The organism is Sulfurospirillum sp. SCADC (genome assembly GCF_000743525.1).
Classification (GTDB): domain Bacteria; phylum Campylobacterota; class Campylobacteria; order Campylobacterales; family Sulfurospirillaceae; genus Sulfurospirillum.
On sequence record NZ_JQGK01000002.1, the window covers coordinates 132460 to 150704 of the forward strand.

The 18245-nt window shown below is 41.0% G+C and carries 16 protein-coding genes; 8 read left to right on the top strand and 8 right to left on the bottom strand.

Going from position 1 to position 18245, the window contains the following annotated elements:
• Positions 1 to 36 precede the first annotated feature (36 nt).
• The 4 genes from JU57_RS02105 to JU57_RS02120 all read left to right on the top strand — a co-directional run bounded on the left by JU57_RS02105 (position 37) and on the right by JU57_RS02120 (position 4992).
• Positions 37 to 2946, top strand: coding sequence for a hybrid sensor histidine kinase/response regulator (locus JU57_RS02105; protein ID WP_037956354.1), 2910 nt, complete (start codon positions 37 to 39; stop codon positions 2944 to 2946).
• A complete protein-coding gene (locus JU57_RS02110; RefSeq protein ID WP_051906490.1) occupies positions 2939 to 3970 on the top strand; it encodes an HD domain-containing phosphohydrolase in 1032 nt (343 codons plus the stop codon). The genes JU57_RS02105 and JU57_RS02110 overlap by 8 nt, the downstream gene beginning before the upstream one ends.
• Complete coding sequence (locus JU57_RS02115) at positions 3955 to 4641, top strand: transporter substrate-binding domain-containing protein (RefSeq protein ID WP_037956357.1); 687 nt, start codon at positions 3955 to 3957, stop codon at positions 4639 to 4641. The genes JU57_RS02110 and JU57_RS02115 overlap by 16 nt, the downstream gene beginning before the upstream one ends.
• Positions 4642 to 4710: 69 nt before the next feature.
• Entirely contained in the window at positions 4711 to 4992 is a 282-nt protein-coding gene (locus JU57_RS02120) for a flagellar basal body rod C-terminal domain-containing protein (RefSeq protein ID WP_037956363.1), read from the top strand.
• A gap of 196 nt (positions 4993 to 5188) precedes the next feature.
• Here the strand turns inward: JU57_RS02120 and JU57_RS02125 are convergent, their stop codons facing one another.
• The 4 genes from JU57_RS02125 to tatB form a co-directional block, all read right to left on the bottom strand.
• On the bottom strand, positions 5189 to 6427 hold the full coding sequence (locus JU57_RS02125; RefSeq protein WP_037956365.1) for an asparagine synthase-related protein: 1239 nt from the start codon (positions 6425 to 6427) through the stop codon (positions 5189 to 5191).
• Positions 6428 to 6996: 569 nt separating this feature from the next.
• Positions 6997 to 8016 (bottom strand): tRNA preQ1(34) S-adenosylmethionine ribosyltransferase-isomerase QueA, encoded by a 1020-nt coding sequence (gene queA, locus JU57_RS02130; RefSeq protein WP_037956367.1) that lies wholly within the window; start codon positions 8014 to 8016, stop codon positions 6997 to 6999.
• 3 nt (positions 8017 to 8019) lie between these two features.
• Positions 8020 to 8778: a twin-arginine translocase subunit TatC gene (gene tatC / locus JU57_RS02135; RefSeq protein ID WP_037956369.1), complete on the bottom strand. Its 759-nt coding sequence runs from the start codon at positions 8776 to 8778 to the stop codon at positions 8020 to 8022.
• Complete coding sequence (gene tatB / locus JU57_RS02140) at positions 8778 to 9203, bottom strand: Sec-independent protein translocase protein TatB (protein WP_037956371.1); 426 nt, start codon at positions 9201 to 9203, stop codon at positions 8778 to 8780. The genes tatC and tatB overlap by 1 nt, the downstream gene beginning before the upstream one ends.
• Before the next feature lie 147 nt (positions 9204 to 9350).
• On the opposite strand from tatB, the gene JU57_RS02145 reads away from it, so the two are divergent.
• Positions 9351 to 11237, top strand: a complete 1887-nt coding sequence (locus JU57_RS02145; protein WP_037956373.1) for an EAL domain-containing protein — start codon at positions 9351 to 9353, stop codon at positions 11235 to 11237.
• Between the two features lie 60 nt (positions 11238 to 11297).
• On the top strand, positions 11298 to 13499 hold the full coding sequence (gene purL, locus JU57_RS02150; RefSeq protein WP_037956376.1) for a phosphoribosylformylglycinamidine synthase subunit PurL: 2202 nt from the start codon (positions 11298 to 11300) through the stop codon (positions 13497 to 13499).
• 203 nt (positions 13500 to 13702) lie between these two features.
• On the opposite strand, the gene JU57_RS02155 is transcribed toward purL, so the two are convergent.
• The 3 genes from JU57_RS02155 to JU57_RS02165 form a co-directional block, all read right to left on the bottom strand.
• A complete protein-coding gene (locus JU57_RS02155; RefSeq protein ID WP_037956378.1) occupies positions 13703 to 14476 on the bottom strand; it encodes a hypothetical protein in 774 nt (257 codons plus the stop codon).
• Positions 14473 to 15093 (bottom strand): hypothetical protein, encoded by a 621-nt coding sequence (locus JU57_RS02160; protein WP_037956379.1) that lies wholly within the window; start codon positions 15091 to 15093, stop codon positions 14473 to 14475. Before JU57_RS02160 ends, JU57_RS02155 begins: the two co-directional genes overlap by 4 nt.
• Positions 15094 to 15154: 61 nt before the next feature.
• Complete coding sequence (locus JU57_RS02165; protein ID WP_037956380.1) at positions 15155 to 16294, bottom strand: PatB family C-S lyase; 1140 nt, start codon at positions 16292 to 16294, stop codon at positions 15155 to 15157.
• Between the two features lie 76 nt (positions 16295 to 16370).
• On the opposite strand from JU57_RS02165, the gene JU57_RS02170 reads away from it, so the two are divergent.
• Together JU57_RS02170 and JU57_RS02175 are read left to right on the top strand one after the other, a co-directional pair.
• The gene (locus JU57_RS02170) at positions 16371 to 17123 is read left to right on the top strand and encodes a DnaJ domain-containing protein (protein ID WP_037956382.1); all 753 of its coding nucleotides are present in this window, start codon (positions 16371 to 16373) and stop codon (positions 17121 to 17123) included.
• Positions 17124 to 17606, top strand: a complete 483-nt coding sequence (locus JU57_RS02175; protein ID WP_037956385.1) for an acyl-CoA thioesterase — start codon at positions 17124 to 17126, stop codon at positions 17604 to 17606.
• Between the two features lie 10 nt (positions 17607 to 17616).
• On the opposite strand, the gene JU57_RS02180 is transcribed toward JU57_RS02175, so the two are convergent.
• A complete protein-coding gene (locus tag JU57_RS02180; RefSeq protein WP_037956386.1) occupies positions 17617 to 18243 on the bottom strand; it encodes a thioredoxin domain-containing protein in 627 nt (208 codons plus the stop codon).
• Positions 18244 to 18245: the final 2 nt, after the last annotated feature.

Below are 18245 nucleotides of genomic sequence, written 5' to 3' on the forward strand. Positions count from 1 at the left end.
AATGTCGTAAAATAGCTTTAGAAAGAGTCCTTGAAAATGATTAGAGCGATGTTGTACCGTGTCTCCTTATTGCAAGCTTTAGCGGTGATGATTATTATCTCACTGTTGCTTCCTTTACCTCTTGTCATCCTGACGTATGTTAACAGTACGTATAAAAATAAACAAGCAACCTTTACCACACTCAATACCAAAAAATTTAACCTCTCTTCCGCTGTGTTTGTTGAGTCTTTATGGAATTTTTACCCAGAACTTGGGCAGAAGATGATCGACCAGCTTTTGCTTGATCCGAGTGTTCAATTTGTACATGTTAAAGACAGTGACGACAAGCTCTTTTTAGGGTGGGAAACGCACGAAAGAATTGCAGACAACGACAATACGCTCTTTTTACAGAAAATTTTAGAAAAAGATGGGGTGGTCGTTGGCTCATTAGAGATGGGTTTTAAACGCCAAGATCTTGTAGACTCTATACTCTCTGACATGACGCTGTTTGGGGGCATGATTTTTTTGCAACTGCTCTTTTTAATCACCGTGATTTCATGGATTTACTACTACAAAATTATCCGTCCGATTCGTCGTTTGGTCGGGCACTCCACCCTTTTGGCACAGCAAAAACTGAATGAGCCTTTTGTGTGGGATGAAAACGATGAGATCGGCACCTTGGGCTTTGCATTAGATAAAACACGCATGAAGCTCAAAGGCTTTTTTGAAGCGCTCAAACATGAAAATGAGATACTCGATGAAAAAGTCAAACAACGCACCAAAGAGCTTGAAGATGCGAGTCGCTATAAGTCTGAATTTCTTGCCAATATGAGCCATGAAATTCGTACACCGATGAATGCCATCATGGGAATGTCCCATTTGATGAGCAAGACAGCGATGAACAGTACGCAAGTGGGGTATGTGGCTAAAATTAAAGAGGCATCTTCGGTTTTGCTTCGTATTATCAACGATATTTTGGATTTTTCCAAAATTGAAGCGGGCAAAATGGAGGTTGAATCCATCGCGTTTGATCTGCACAAAGAGCTTAAAAAAAGCAGTTCGATCTTCTCAGTGCTTGCCAAAGAGAAAGGGATCGATTTTCAGTGTGACTTTGTGGAAACCAATCGCTTTTTCAAGGGCGATCCATGCAAGATTATGCAAATTGTCAACAATTTTTTAAGCAATGCGATCAAGTTTACCAAAGAGGGCGCTGTTGTGTTAAGCGTTGAAGAGCAGATTCAGGATGACCAGAGCGCAACGCTGAGCTTTCATGTCAAAGACAGTGGCATTGGCATCGCTAAAGAGAAACAGTCGCTTCTGTTTAAAGCCTTTGGTCAACTAGACGCTTCCATCACACGAAAATACGGTGGAACAGGGCTTGGGCTTTACATCTGCACACAGCTTGCGGAGATGATGCACGGGCGTATCCGTTTGGAGAGCGAGGAGGGCAGAGGAAGTCTTTTTAGCCTTACATTGACGCTTCCACTTGCTAAAGGCATTGATATACAGCATGAAAACAGTGCACTCGATTATGAGCCACTGCATATTTTAGTCATTTGCGATCAAAAAAAAGTAAGCGAGGCATTAAGTGAGCTGATTCGCTCTTTTGGATTTTTTGTCACCGTCTGTAAAAGCAGCGATAATGTCAATGCCATTTTTCACAAAGAGGGTGAACCTTTTCATCTGGCTCTTTTGGATTATGAACTGGCTAAAAAAGCCAATGGTGTTGATTTTTACGAGCAACTGGTTAATAAAGTCGGTATGGAGGCACTTCCTCCGTTCTTGATGATGGCAAGTAATGACGATGCGGAGCTCAAAGAGCGCATTTTGGGCACAGGCATCAAAGCGTTACTCAAAAAACCCATCAACCCTTCGATGCTCTATGATGAAGCCGTCTCTTTATGCGCGATAAGGTCGCAAGTGTCACTTTTCGACCCTTCTAAAATCAACCTCTCCTCCAAACGAATTTTGGTTGTGGAAGACAATGACATCAATCTTGAGGTCGCAACCTATCTGCTCAAAGAGACACATGCCACTGTTGAAATAGCACGCAATGGGCTGGAAGCGGTGGAGATCATTCAAGAGCAAATCCACCCGTTTGATCTTATCTTAATGGATGTTCAGATGCCACTGATGGATGGGTATGAAGCCACACGCATCATTCGCAAAGAGCTCAACCTTCTGACACCCATCGTTGCGATGACCGCCAATGTGATGATTCATGATATTGAAAAATGCCTTGCCGCTGGAATGGATGCGCACATTGGCAAACCTTTTGAAGTGGAAGACTTCTATGGTACGCTCTTGGAGGTTTTACATGTAAACGTTCCCATGACGCCAAAAACACATCCTATCGCTCCCAAAAGCCCTAAAACTCTTTTTGCGAAGCAAGAGGCGATTAAGCGCTTAGGAGGCAATGAGGCGCTGTGGGAGAAGATTTTTCGAAACTTTTTTGAGACCTATCTTCACTTGCCTGAGCAATTGCACACTTTGATCGCTGCGGAAAATAGAACCACCTTGATGGATTATGTGCATACCACCAAAGGGCTAAGTGGTACGGTTGGATTGAGCCAGTTGGAGCAGAGTCTTGGAGTGTTGGAACGCTCAATTAAAGAGCAAAATAGCTTTGAAAATCTGCCTTTAGACGCCGTTTTAAAAGAGCATCACGCACTGATGAGCATCTTGCGCAGTGAGTATGAAAAACTAAGCACGCCTTCATCTTTCCACCAAATCCATTTTTCCTTTGAAGAGAAAAAGGTTTTAGAGTCCCTTTTGGTAGAACTTCAAATGGCGCTTGAACTCTCCAATGTCTCCAAAGTGACGTTTGTGCTTGAACAACTTCTTTCCCATGGCGAGGTGGCAGGTAAGGCATCGTTTAAAGAGCTTCTTTTTACATGTAAACAGTTTGATTTTGAAGCCGCCTTGCAAAGTTTGGAGCGTTTAAGTGAGGAGTTAAGCAATGGCTAGAATTTTAGTCATCGATGACACGCCAGAGTATCTTGAAATGCTCAGTTCGCTTTTGAATGAGCATGAAGTGTATGCCGCGAAAGAGGGCAAACGGGGCTTGAGTTTAGCGCAAACGGTGATGCCCGATCTCATTTTACTGGACATCAATATGCCTCTGATGACAGGGTATGAAGTGTGTCGTAGGCTTAAAACGATGGAAAACGTACGCGCGATTCCTGTCATTTTCCTTACCGCCAATGAGGGCAGTGATTATGAAGAGATCGGGTTCAATTTAGGAGCAGTCGATTTTATCGCCAAGCCGTTTCATGCAGGACTCTTAAAAGCCAGAGTTCAGACGCACATCGCGTTATACCAACTGCAATCCAACCTGCAAAGCCAAGTGACAAATCAAACTGAAGAGATTCGCAAACTCAACCATGAAATGACCTATCTCTCCGCTTCGATTGCGGAGCTCAAATCTAAAGAAACCGGCGAGCATTTAAGACGTGTCGCGGAGTTTTGTTACCTTTTTTGTAAGTTTTTAGGCAAAGAGGAAGCTGAATGCGAAAAGATCAAAATGGCAGCTGTCCTTCACGACATCGGCAAAGTGGGCATTAGCGATGAGATTTTGAACAAGCCTACCAAATTGGATGATGCTGAATGGGAAATTATGAAAAATCACTCCATGCTTGGGTATGAGATGCTCATCGACTCTGAATTTGAGCTGATGCAACACGCTGCGATGATTGCGCTTGAACATCATGAACGTTGGGATGGCGAGGGGTATCCGCATGGGAAAAAAGGTGAAAATATCTCACTGATTGGACGCATTTGCGCGGTGGCGGATGTGTTTGATTCACTTTTGGACAAACGCGTTTACAAAGAGCCTTGGGAAGAAAAAGCTGTAAGAGACTATTTTATCATGATGCGTGGAAGCCAATTTGACCCTCAGATAACCGACATTTTACTGGAAAATTTTGATATGTTTCTCTACACATGGAAATCACTCCAAAGACCTAAAGGGAAACGATGCGACAGGGTTTAGTCCTCGCACTTTTGGCTCTTTGTGCGTATGCGGACGTCTTTAAAGTCTACACGGAGCAAAATCCACCGTATAATTTTATGGAAAATGGCACGGTTACAGGAAGTTCTACCAAGCTTTTAGAAGCACTTTTGCAACACTCTGGACATCAGCTAGAAGGAAATCGTATTTGGTTTTTGCCATGGACGCAAGCTTATCATGAAGCGTTACATGTCAAAAACAGCCTTCTTTATAGTACTGCTCGAACGCCTGAGCGAGAAGCACTTTTTCAATGGGTTGGTCCCATCGGTAAAATGACCTTAGGTGTGGTTGCAAAAAAACAAACGCATATTCGCATCGCTTCATCTGATCAGCTACAACGTTATAAAATTGCGACAATTCCAAATACAGCTTCTGAGAAACTTTTACTCAAGCTAGGTGTGCATGAAACAACATTAGAGCGTTTTGGGCATGTGCCTTCACAAATTAAAAAATTGGCACAAAATCGTGTGGACGCTGTTGCTTACAGTGTGGATGCCACGTTTAATATTTTGCAAGAAATGGGGTATGACACAGACGATTATGAAGTGGTGTATCTGCTCAAAGAGAGTGATCTCTACTTTGCATTTCATAAAGAGACCAATCCTCAAACCATCACAACACTCAACGAAACGCTCAAAACCCTCTTAAAATAGCACCAAAAATTTCTTTAGAATTTTTTCAAGAGAAGTAGAGTATAGTTCAAAAAATATAAAGGAGCGATCATGAACATCAATGCTACTTCCATGACAGCCATGTCCAACTGGATGAACAACAGCGCTCAAAATGTCGCCAATGTCAACACCGAGAACTACAATGCCACGCAAACGACCATCTCCAATCAAGGTAACGCCGTGGTTGCCCAAAGTAGCCAAACCGAAAACGGTACGGATCTAGCAACCGAATTTACCGATCAAATCGCACTTGAAACGAATTTTGAAGCCAACACCAAACCCATTCAAGCCGAAGACGAGATGATCGGCAGCCTCTTGGATATGAAGGCGTAATAAGTCAATCACCATTGTCTTAAATTCTTTTTTTGTTTGAAGATTTGTCTAATAGGATCCATTTTATCCGGATATTTGGTTACAGTATTTCTTTTGGTCACAATGTATTTAAAAGCTAGTAGTTGTGTCCTTAGCTGCTATGTTGGCTTTATTTATGTTCTCTTGCTTACGTAGGCAGCATCCTAGCCTATTATTTTTAATCTTTTATTAACGCATATAGGCTAGCAACTTCTAGATTACGAATGTATTTTGCATTGACTTCTAAGCGCTGACTATCGATATTAAGATATTTATTGATAATAGCGTCAGTTTTACTTTTATGGAAATTAATATATTTTTTTGGATCCCATCGTAGACCTTGATCATCTTTTCTCCAAACGACTTCATCTGAAATAATTTTATCCATTGCTAATCGTGATATGATTTTAGGAATTTTTTGATGAAATCGTCCTTCTAATTCAAGCATCATATACTTCTCTAAAAGTTTATTAAAATATGGAGTAAATGAAGAAATTCCAGATACTTCTATGTTGTTTCTTACTCTGTTAGTATCATGTTTAACACTACCACAGCATAAATTATACATATGCAAATAATCAAGATTTATATTTTTTATATTTTTATATTTTTTTAATATAGAAAAAACTTCTTTTTGTTTTATTTTTCTTAAGTTAAAAATCTGTTTTAAAAGTTTTAAATATTTACTATCTCTAAACAAAACTTGTAAATAATTTTCTTCTAAACTCTTATAAATATTTATCGAAATAGTTTCACCTGCCATACCATGCATTAAACAGCTACCTCCATTAAATTTTACAGCCTTCCCTATGAAACTTAATGGAACAACACCAATATTGGCTGGACCAAAATTAAGATTTGACGATTCCTTTAAAATATCAAAATCAAATTCTGATTCATAATTGACTTCTATAGTATTCAATTTGATACCCACTGAATCAGCAGATTTTTTAGCAAAGTAGTAATCATTCCCTGCAGGTGTCTTAGTTGTCCATACTCTAACCTTATGTAGCCAGTCTGCATCAGCTAAGACAGCAAGTAAAAGAGAACTATCTACCCCCCCCGATATAACTAAATCAATATCTTTATCTTTATAATGATTAGCAATGATATTGAATAATTCCTCTCGTAATATTGATGCATTAAAATTGCTCATAGAAATGTTCTCCAAGGGCATTTCAAGTTCAAGTTTTTCGTTTTTATTATGATTTTCAAACGTATAAGAATGAGCATTTTTTAATAGTTCAATTCCTTCAATAAAATTTTGTCTAGTACCATTTCTTAAAAATGTTTCTATGTGTTTGGATATACAAAGGCGATCTTTAAATTCTACTAATTTTGAGTTACATAAAACAGTATTTTCAGAATTATCATATATATAATTATAATATGCATACTGATCAACATGAAAAAACATTTTTTCTCCTAAGCGCTATTATTCTAAGAAAATATTATAACCCAAAATACTTGTTAAATAAAGAGTTTAAGTTTGCCTAAAACTCCATAAAAAGACATGAATGAGACGTTTATGGAGTGGAATATTATAACAGTTTATTGTTTAATTGAAAACATTGACGCTAATTAAGTTTTAAACTGTTGTCTCGAATTGACTACATCGGTGATTGAATATACAAAAACTGCATATCTGTTCCCAAGAAGACATACGAGCATGAGTAAAAATCGGATACGAAAAGCCATTGGATTCCTTAACATAAATGTGTGTGTCTTTTGGACACTGCAAAGGCGGATATAAAATGGGGCTTTTCAGAGTGAATGTAATACATCTGAGGATATTAGCAGATATGTGTACAATGCTCATTAGCCCCCGCTTTGAGAAAATAACATAATTTTGATGCGTATAGTGTGATATAAAAGTGGTATTTTATTCGTTATAACCTTAAATCTTATAACGATAGATATTATTTTTTATAAGATAATGAGAAATTATGAATAAATATTCAATGAAACAGCGTCGTAAACTTAGTTTTAAACGATTAGCATCGCATCACCGTAAGAAAAGAAACGGTACTGCTCTTTTACGGCCTCTTCGTAGAGTTCAAGTGTTTTTTCAATCCCCACAAATGAAGCTACTAGCATAATCAATGTCGATTTGGGAAGATGAAAATTGGTTAAGAGATGGTTGACACGAAGAGGGGGATTTTGCGGATGCAAAAAGAGGTCGCATTTTCCTATAGGCTCTTTGGTTCTGGCAAAATACTCCACTGTTCGTGTGACCGTTGTTCCCACCGCTAAGATGTTTTTTGGGCTTTCAATGCGTTTACATGTAAGTTCTGGAATGGCGTAAATCTCGGAGTGCATCACATGATTGTGAATGTGTTCGGCTTCGACGGGTTTAAACGTTCCTGCGCCTACATGTAAGGTTAAAAAGTGAGTTTCGTAACGCTTTTTTAACGCTTCAAACATCGCATCGGTAAAGTGCAACGAAGCCGTTGGTGCAGCCACAGCACCTTGCTCTTTGGCAAACACGGTTTGATAATCCACGCTGTCTTCATCAGTGTCTTCGCGTTTGATGTACGGTGGGAGTGGAATGTGTCCGATTTTATCTAACACAGTAAAAAGCACTTGGGTGTGCAGAGGTTTTTCTGCTTGAAAAAAGGCAACAACACGCGTACCGTCCTCTTTGAGTTCCATAATTTTGGCGTGCATTTTTTCATCAAAAAAGAGCTTGGTTCCTACTTTGACACGACCTCTGATGTAGACCGAGTAGAGATTGTCTTGCAAAGGAGCGTTCAGCAGTACTTCAACCTCTCCGCCGCTCTCTTTTTTCCCAAAAACACGTGCTTTAATGACTTTGGTGTCATTGAGAAGTACGGCAATGTCTAAGGGTAAAAAGTCAAAAAGGTGTTTGAAATGGGTGTGTGTGATGCGACCACTTTGGCGATCAAATACCAAAAGCCTCGCCTCATCCCTAGGTTCAACGGGATGGGTGGCGATCAGCTCTGGTGGAAGTGTGTAGTCGTAGGTCGATTTTAAAAGCGGGTCTATGGTCTATTCCTCACTCTTTTGTTCAGCTTCTTCTGTGTCATCCTCTTCAGGTGGAATGTACGGATTGACAATTTTGGCGACCAAAATAGAGATACCATAAAGGATAAGAAGCGGTGCTGCCATTAAGAACTGAGAGAGAATGTCGGGAGGCGTTAAGATACCTGCGACGACAAAGATAATGACAATGGCATAGCGGAAGAACTCTTTTAAGCCTTTATCATCCACAAGCCCTAATTTTGCAAAGAAAAAGATGACAACAGGCATCTCAAAGGAGAGTCCAAATCCGACTAAAAATTTTGTAAAGAAGCCAACGTATTCGCCAATGCTAGGAAGTGCGGTAAAGAGTGCACTACCAAAACCAATAAGAAAAGCAAAGGCTAATGGGACAACAACGTAATAGCAAAAAGAGGCACCTATAGCAAACATCATCGTTGCTGCAAGCACAAAAGGAATCACCAATTTTTTTTCATTCTCATAAAGGCCAGGGGCTACAAAAAGCCAAAATTGCCAAAATATCACGGGTAGTGAGAGTACAAATCCTGCAAAGAAAGCGACCTTCATTGCGGTGAAGAAAGGTTCTTGCACACCCGTAAAGATGACATTGCTTCCTTCTGGGAGAACGGCTTTTAGAGGGGAGATCATCCATGCAAGAATGGGTTGCCAAAATGAAAAACAGATAATAAACATCACAAGAATAGTAACGAGTGAAACGGAAAGTCTTTTACGAAGTTCTGCTAAATGGGGCTTTAACTCATCAAACATTATACATTTTCCTCTTTTTTTGTCTCTTTAGGTGTTTCGATCACTTGAACGGGAATGGGTTCAGATGAGAGCGTTGAAGGCGTCTCAAGCGAGGCACTCTCTTTCACACTGCTTTCAAGTTCTTTTAAAGAGTCATTGACTCCTTGGGTTGTTTTTTTGATCTCTTCGAGTTCATCGAAGGTGATGACTTTACGGACACTGCTAGCCGCTTCATCCAGTTTTTTCTTGTAAGTGAGGGCTTCATCTTTGAGTTCTTGAATTTTCATCTCTTGCTCAAAACTGCTTTTGACATCATTGATGCTGTTTTTAAAAGATTTGAAAAATTTTGCACCTTTGACCATAGCGTCAGGAAGTTTTTCCGGACCTAAAAATATAATAGCGATTATTGCGATAAGAAGGATTTCTCCTATACCCATACCAAACATGAAAGGCACCGCCTTGAAGTTAAATTGAAGTTGGATTTTATCTGAATTTTTATCAAAATACTATAAATGTCACGAACGTGGGGTATAATAGGATTAAATAGTGTGACAAACGCTTTGCCTAAAAACTTCGACAACAGAGGTAAGAGGATGCAGATTCGTATCAGTCCGTTACGTATAGTTCTTATTTATGCACTTTTCGCGACACTGTGGATTCTCTTTTCCGATCATTTGGTTGAGTCTTTGATCGATAATGTTGCTTACTTAACATTGATTCAGACTTACAAAGGGCTTTTTTTTATTGTTGTGACTTCCTTGCTGCTGTATGGGCTGATTCGCGCGACAGTGACGAAGCTTGAGATGATGCAAAAAAAGCTCAAAGTGCATGAAGAGCGCTTGGAGTATGTAATCCAAGGATCCAATCTTGGGTATTGGGACTGGGACTACGTGCATCAACACCATGTTGTCAACGACAAATGGCTCTCGTTTTTGGGGTTAAAACGTGAGGATATTGAGAATGATGTGACGGATTGGGAAGAGCGTATTCATCCTGAAGATCGTATGTTGACCCATAAAGCAGTGGAGCATACCATCAAACACCATCAACCCTATGTCGTAGAGTTTCGTATGCGCCATAAAGATGGGCATTGGGTTTGGATCGAGGGTTCTGGTGCGGTGGTGGAGCGCGATGATAAAACAGGTGCACCGCTTCGGCTTGCCGGAACTCATCGTGACATCAGTGATCGTAAAAATGCCCAAAGAGATATGCTTTTTCTAGCCCTCAACGACACACTAACGAAACTTCCCAATCGTGCATACCTGAGGCAAGAGCTTGAAAAGCGCTTGATGGAAGAGTCGTCGTTGTGCTTTTTATTTTTAGACTTGGATCGTTTCAAAATCATTAACGATATGTATGGACACACGATAGGCGACAAAGTGATTCAAGTGGTCGCCGAACGGTTAAAATCATTGTTGAATCATTCCGATTTTATTGCCCGCGTTGGTGGTGATGAGTTCGTTATCTTAAGCAATGAATCCTTACATGTAGAAGCGTTGTGCCAAAAACTCATTGCAGGTTTGGACGCGCCCATTGTCGTGGCAGATGAACATTTTAAGCTGAGTGTGAGCATTGGCGTTGCGTGTTCTCCTCATGATGGCAAAAGTTTTGAAGCACTTTTTAAAAATGCCGATACCGCCATGTACGAAGCTAAAAATCACCCGTCTAAACATTATCTTTTTTACACATCATCGATGACAGAGCACCTTTTAAATATCTCAAAATTTGACAATGATCTCAAACATGCGATTGAAAATGATGAATTTGTCCTGCATTATCAGCCGCAGATCAACCTTCATAACAATGCAGTGATTGGCATTGAAGCGCTTGTTCGGTGGCAACACCCTGCTCAGGGCTTGCTCTCGCCTTATAATTTTATTGCAAGGGCAGAAGAAACCAGACTCATCATCCCTCTTGGATTGCTGATTTTCAAAAAAGCGTTGGAGCAGATGAAACGGTGGCAAGATGAGATTTTTTTCAATGGCATCATCGCGATTAACATCTCGAGTGTTCAGATTGAAGAAGAAGATTTTATCGATCAGATCGAGGCGATACGCCAAAAAATAGAGGTGAGTGCGCTTAGCATTGAGCTTGAAGTCGCAGAGAGCAGTTTTATGAACAATCCGATGCAATCGTCCAAAACACTGCAAAAACTTGAAAATTTGGGCTATAAAATCTCGATTGATGATTTTGGAACAGGCTATTCGTCTTTGAGTTATCTCAAACAATTACCCTTGCATAAACTCAAAATTGACCGCTCGTTTATAAGTGATTTACCGCGCGATAGAGACGATCAAGCGATTGCTAAAGCGATCATTGTGCTTGGGAAGACCTTGGAGTTGGAAGTTTTAGCCGAAGGGGTGGAAACAGAGGAGCAAAAAGCGTTTCTCATCGAAAATGGATGCGACAGCATGCAAGGGTTCCTTTTCTCAAAACCCATGAGTGCGGAAGCGTTGAAAACCTCTTTATATCAAAACTAACTTTTAGCTCCTTTTTTGTACAATAAGCGCACTTTAATTACACACATAGGGCGATAATCCATGGAAAATTTAGACGCAGTGTTAAAAAAACATAAGTTAACCAAAGACGAATATGAAAATATTTTGAACATTTTAGGACGTGAGCCAAACATGCTTGAAATTGGCATCTTCTCGTCGATGTGGAGTGAGCACTGCTCGTATAAATCCAGTAAAAAATACCTCAATGGTTTCCCAACCAAAGCGCCATGGGTGATTCAAGGACCTGGTGAAAATGCGGGTGTTATCGATGTGGGTGATGGAATGGCAGCCGTCTTTAAGATGGAGTCACACAACCACCCAAGCTTTATTGAACCGTATCAAGGTGCCGCAACGGGTGTGGGTGGAATCCTCAGAGACGTCTTTACGATGGGTGCGCGCCCCGTTGCAAACATGAACTCTCTTCGTTTTGGCAATGTCACTAACAATGACGACACATCGCATCATCAACGCTACCTCGTGCGTGGTGTGGTTGCAGGTATCGGCGGATACGGTAACTGCATGGGTGTGCCTACCATCGGTGGCGAGACCTTCTTTGATGAAAGCTACAATGGCAATATCTTGGTTAATGCGTTTACCCTTGGTCTTGCAAAAAGTGATGAAATTTTTTACGGAAAAGCGGAAGGCCTTGGTAACCCTGTTGTGTATGTGGGTTCAAAAACAGGTCGTGACGGTCTGGGTGGTGCTGTTATGGCGAGCGATAGCTTCACTGAAGCCAACAAAAGCCTACGCCCAACCGTTCAAGTAGGTGATCCATTTGCTGAAAAACTACTTTTGGAAGCGTGTTTAGAACTCTTTAAAACAGACTATATCGTGGGCATCCAAGATATGGGTGCTGCGGGTCTTACTTCAAGCTCATTTGAGATGGCAGGACGAAGTGGAAGCGGTATGATTATGCACTTAGATAAAGTTCCTGCTCGTGAAGAGGGGATGCAACCCTTTGAATTTATGCTCTCTGAGTCACAAGAGCGAATGCTCATCTGTGCGAAAAAAGGGTATGAAGATAAAGTGGTTGACATCTTTAGAAAATGGGACTTGAATGCTGAAATCATCGGTGAAGTAACGGCGACGGGCAACATGGAGCTTTTCTGGCATGGTGAGAGAGTGGCAAATATGCCCGTACAACCTGTCAGCGAGCAAGCACCGATTTACGATAGACCAACCAAAGAGCCAGCTTATTTGGCTACTATTAAAAACACAACGATTAATGATTTTGCAAAAGTTGAGAACCAAAAAGCATTTGACACACTCCTCAATTCAGTTGAAATTAGCGACAAATCATGGATTTTTAACCAATACGATTCAACGGTACAGACTAATACGATTAAAGCACCAGGTAGTTTGGATGCAAGCGTGATTCGTATCAAAGAAAACGGCAAAGCACTTTCTATGAGCAGTGACTGTAACCCACGTTATAACTACATCGACCCTAAAATGGGTGCTGCTGCGGCAGTAGCTGAGAGTGGAAGAAATGTTGCGATGAGTGGCGCACGACCTTTAGCCATTACCGATTGTCTCAACTACGGAAATCCTGAAAATCCTGAAGTGATGTGGCAATTTGCACAAGGGTGTTATGGCATCAAAGAGGCGTGCGCAAAACTCAATACCCCTGTTGTCAGTGGTAACGTTTCCCTTTACAACGAAACCAATGGTGTGGGCGTTTTCCCAACCCCTGCGATTGTGATGGTAGGTTTGAATGATGATGCGAACACAACCCTTCCATCCAGTTTCCAAAAAGAGGGTGCAAGCGTTTATCTCATTGGCGATACCCAAAGTGATTTTGGCGGTAGCTTGTATATGAAAGAGCTTTTTGGCAAAGTTGAAGGTACATTAGCAGAGCTTGATTATGACAAAGAGTTGAAATTGTGGGAGCTTGTCATCGAAGCCAATAAAAAAGGTTTCTTGAACGCAGCCAAAGATGTTAACGTTGGCGGTATCGCGATTGCTCTTGCTAAAATGGTCGCCAAAAGTGGAAAAGGCGTTACATGTAAGTTTACATGTAATGATGCTAAAGACATTTTTGCTGAGAGTTTCTCTCGCGCTATCGTTGAAGTCAATGATGAAGCAAGCTTTGAAACAATGGCTAAAACGATTGGAATTACTGTTGCAAAAATTGGAAATGTTGGTGGAGAGAGCTTTACATGTAATGATATTTCTAAGTCAGTTGAAGCTATTAAAGAGCGTTATTTTAACCGCTTTCAAGAAGTGATTGAACAAGACATCTAAATTATTGTATATGAACCTAAAGGCTAAGTACATTAATAGACTTAGCCTTTAGGGAATTATTTTTTTGGAGGGTTGTTACCGCGTCCACCACCAGATGGTTTTCCCGTAGTACTTGGCCAATTTGGGTTATTTGCCATTTGATCTCCTTTATAAATTTATTGACATCATTATACAATAAGCTTAGCTTTCTTTACATGTAAAATCTAAAACGTTCCATAAGCGACAAAAAAGGCGATATTCATACACTGAGGTTGTGCCGCACCTTGTTTGGAGGGGCAGCGTTTCATATAGGTGTTGATGACTTTACCGTCTTTGTTGGTGAGCATCGGATAGTTAAAATTCATATAATCCAAAACATTTTTACCATTGGAGTGGTGGATAAACTCAACCGTTCCATCAGGTTCTACTTTCGTGACAATGCCTACGTGTGTGATGTTTTCCGCCACTTGCACTGCCGGTTGTTTAGTCGCTACTTTTTCTTTGCCTTTGGCTTTGGCTTTTGTTTTCACCGCAGGTTTGCGCTCGGTATTTTCAAAGAAGACGAGATCGCCGAGGTTGGGAAGTCGGGTCTCATACGCATTGCCTTTTTTAGACATCAGGTTGAACATGGCGCGTGATTTTCTGGCGTTATCAAAACTTTGACTGAGCTCTTTTTCTTGGTAAAAAGGTGTTCCTGTTTTGTAGTTAATCAGACTTACAAAGCCCGAGCAGTCGCCTCCGTCACGTTTCCCCAAATACATCATGGCATTGTGTACGATGGCTTCACGCATAGAGAGTTCAGGCACGGGGCGCAAGTCAAAACTCTCATGCTCTTGTCTGAGGAAAAAATCGTTGGAAGGTTTTTCACCCAGATATATTTTGGGCTCTACTGGAGTTTTTTCTTCTGCAATGGGAAGTGTGGGTGTCTCAATTGTTGTTTGTTGTGCACACCCTGCGAGTAGAAGCGCTGTGACGCCTAAAGCGATCCAACGTCTCATTTGATGCTCCCATACGCGCTAAAATAAGCAGGTGCTAAGCATTTATGCCCTTCATCTTTAGGGCATTTTTCCATGTAGGAGTTGACGACTTTTGTATCGTTCATCGTGACCGTTGGATAGTTGAGATTCATTTGGCTAATCAAATTTTTTCCTTTGGTATGGTGAATAAAATAGACGGTTTCATCAGGATCAATTTTCGTGATGATACCGATATGGGTGATGTTATCGACGCTTTTTTTCGCCTTAGCATACTTTTTAACGGTATTGGCAAAAAAGATCAAGTCTCCCACTTTGGGTTTTTCGTGATAGAGGCGGTTTTGGTCCTCTAAAAGGTTGTAGATTGCAAGAGAGCGTCTCGCATCTTCAAAATAATCATTGAGCTCAGTTGCGCTAAAGTAGGGCTGAATACTCTCTTTATTGACCAAAGTTACAAAGCCTGAACAATCACCCCCGTTAGGTTTGCCTTGGTATTTAAGCGCGTTTTTGATGATCTCTTGGCGTTTGGGTGTGTCGTCTTTAACCTGTGGAAGTTCGGGAGCATTTTGTGTTAACTCTTTTTGAGCACAACCGCTCAGTAAAAATGTGCAGGCACACAGTGCCACTAGATACAGTCTCATTCAAATCCTCATGATAATTTCATTATGGTAACGATTTTTTCCTAAAAATTTGGAATAAATTTTATATGTTTAGGCTATCCATCGCTTTTTGCATACGTTCTAAAATCATTTTTAAAACACTTTTTTGGGTTCCAAAGTTGAGGCGTACAAAGTTTGGATTGCCAAAGGGTTCTCCATCGCTCAATCCTACGCCAAAGTCCAGAAAAAACGCATACAGACTCTTTACATGTAAAGCGCTTGCGTCGATCCACGCGAGAAAGGTTGCTTCTTGATCTAGGAGTTTAAGCTTAGGATTATGCGCGACAAACTCTTGAACCATTGTGAGGTTTTCAGCCAAGTAGAGACGAAGTTCTGCTAGCCACGCATCGCCTTCTAGGTACGCTGCTTTAAGAGCGGTAATGCCCAAAAGATTGATGCCTCCGACCATACTTCCCATCGTTTTTTGAAAACGTTTACGCAGTTCCACATTGGGAATAACCGCAAACGAGGCTTGAAGTCCCGCGATATTAAACGTTTTGCTCGGTGCCATCAGCGTAATGCTTTTTTGCGCTAATGCCTCGCTAAGAGATGCGATAGGAATGTGTTTTGCCTCTGGATTTAAAAGCAAATCGGCATGAATTTCATCGGAGCAGATAGTAAGGTCGTACTTTAAACAAAAATCTCCCAGTCTCTCCAACTCTTTACATGTAAAAACCGTTCCTGCTGGATTGTACGGATTGCAGAGCATAAAGAGTTTACATGTAGGCGTTATGGCTTGCTCCATTGCTTCAAAATCAAGTGTCCAACGGTTTTTCTCTTCTTTCATCGCAATGGCTAAAACCTCTTTATTCGCATGACGAGGCGCTTTGATAAAGTGCGGATAAATCGGTGTCGTGGTCATCACGCTTTCCCCTTGCGTCGCAAGGCACGCCACATTCATACTGCTGACAACCCCATGCGTAAATAAAATCCACTCTTTTTTGATCTCCCAATTGTAATGGCGTTTCAAAAAGGAAATGATCGCATCGTAGGTTTCATCGTCAATGCCGGTATACCCAAAAACACCCTCGCTCACTCTTTTTTGAAGGGCGTCTATCACACATGGAGGCGATTTAAAATCCATATCGGCAACCCACGCAGGGATGATGTCTTGGTCTTTGTATTTGTCCCATTTCTCACACGGTGTTTTAGTTCTATCAACGATTTCATCAAAATTAAACATCAAAATTGTCCTTTTTTTTAGTGTAATGATTGTAGCATATTTGCCAAAAATTCGTTTTACATGTAAAGGTGAAAAAATGACCTATATCATTATTGCAGTCGTTATTGTAGTGTTTTATTTGTTAACCAAAAACTATCAAACCGAAGCGTATCAGCACATCAATATCGATGCAAAACAGACACTTAGAGGTGATTTGGCGGAGCATGAGGCTGGGCTTTTGGTTGCATTGATGGCAAAAGTGGCAAAAGCTGATGGCAGGGTGTGTGAACTGGAAGCGGAGCTTTTAAAGCATACGTTTAGTGACATCGCACGTGTGTTTGAAAACAGCGAAAGCATTCGTGAAGCGCTCAAATCAATTTATGAGAAAGAGATAAAAAGCTTTGATAATACGCTTATTGTCTCACAAAAATACCTTAAACTCACCCAAAACGACTATACTAAACGTCTCAAAGTGATGGAGTATCTGCTCAATCTTGCCTTTATCGACAAGAGTTTTTCGCAAGCGGAGCTGATGATCACCGAAGATATTGCGGATGCACTCATGATCAAACGCGCTGATTTTGAAAGACTCATCGCTGCGTTTGAGCAATTTTATGCGAACAAAGCCTCACACGCACAGATGGGAATACAAAATGCCTATGCCATTTTAGGCGCAGATCCGAGTGAAGATATGGAGAGTATTAAGAAAAAGTACCGTGCGTTAGTCAAAGAGTATCATCCTGACATTTTAATGGGGCAGGGGAAAGATCAAAACATCATTGATGCCGCAACGACAAAGCTTCAAGAGATCAATGAAGCGTATGAGATGATTAAAAAGGAAAAAAACTAGATGTTAACAACCCCGTTTGAGAGGCACACCTTGAGTATGTCCGTGTTAATGACGCCCGATAAAGCCAATTTTTCAGGCAATGTGCACGGAGGTGATCTGTTAAAATTGCTCGATCAAGTGGCTTACGCATGCGCATCACGCTATTGTGGAGGCTATGTCGTAACGATGTCGGTCGATCAGGTCATTTTTAAACAAGCGATTCCAGTAGGTACGTTGGTGACCTTTTTAGCCAGTGTAAATTTTACAGGAAAAACATCGATGGAAGTGGGCATTAAAGTGATTGCGGAGAACATTCAAAAAGGGATTGCAACGCACACAAACAGCTGTTTTTTCACGATGGTTGCGGTGGATGAGAACGGACGTCCCAAACCAGTTCCTGCGTTAGTGCCAGAAACCGATGTGGAAAAAAGACGCTATCATGATGGCAAACGCCGCCGTGACATCAGGCTTCACGGCTACAATGAGATCGCACCCCAAAAATGAGGGGTGATCTTTAGAGTTCAGATTTGATAAGGTCTTCTAACTCTTGTTTTCCAAATTTGACCAGTGGTTTTCCATTGACAAAAAACTCTGGGGTCGCGTTGACGCCTAGGGTTTTGGTATCGGCGATATCTTGCTTAATCAGCGCATCAATCTCAGGTTTTTTCATATCATTTTTTAATGTGTCGATGTCAATTCCCACTTCGGGTAAAAATCCCCAAATCAGCCCAATATTGGGTGTGCCATGGCTTGCCCATTTGTCTTGGTATTTGTAGATGACTTCGAGTGCTTCGAGGTATTTACCTTGCAAACGTGCCGCTTCGATCATCGCGACGACATAGTAAGAGTCGGTGTGAAAAGGAGCGTAACGAAGAACCAGTTTGAGTGTGTCAGGATTTTGTTTGAGAATGTTTTTGACAAACGGGTAAAAACTTTTACATGTACCACACGCTGGGTCAAAAAACTCGACTATCGTGGTTTTCGCGTTGGGATTGCCAAGCACATAGGCGTGAGGTCTCACCAATGCAGACGTTTTTTCGCTGGAAACCGAATGGTCAGCATTCTTATACAGATAACTTCCTCCGACAAAAAGAAGCACAAGAACAAAGAGTGACGCAATAATAAGGGTCTGTTTTTTCATGG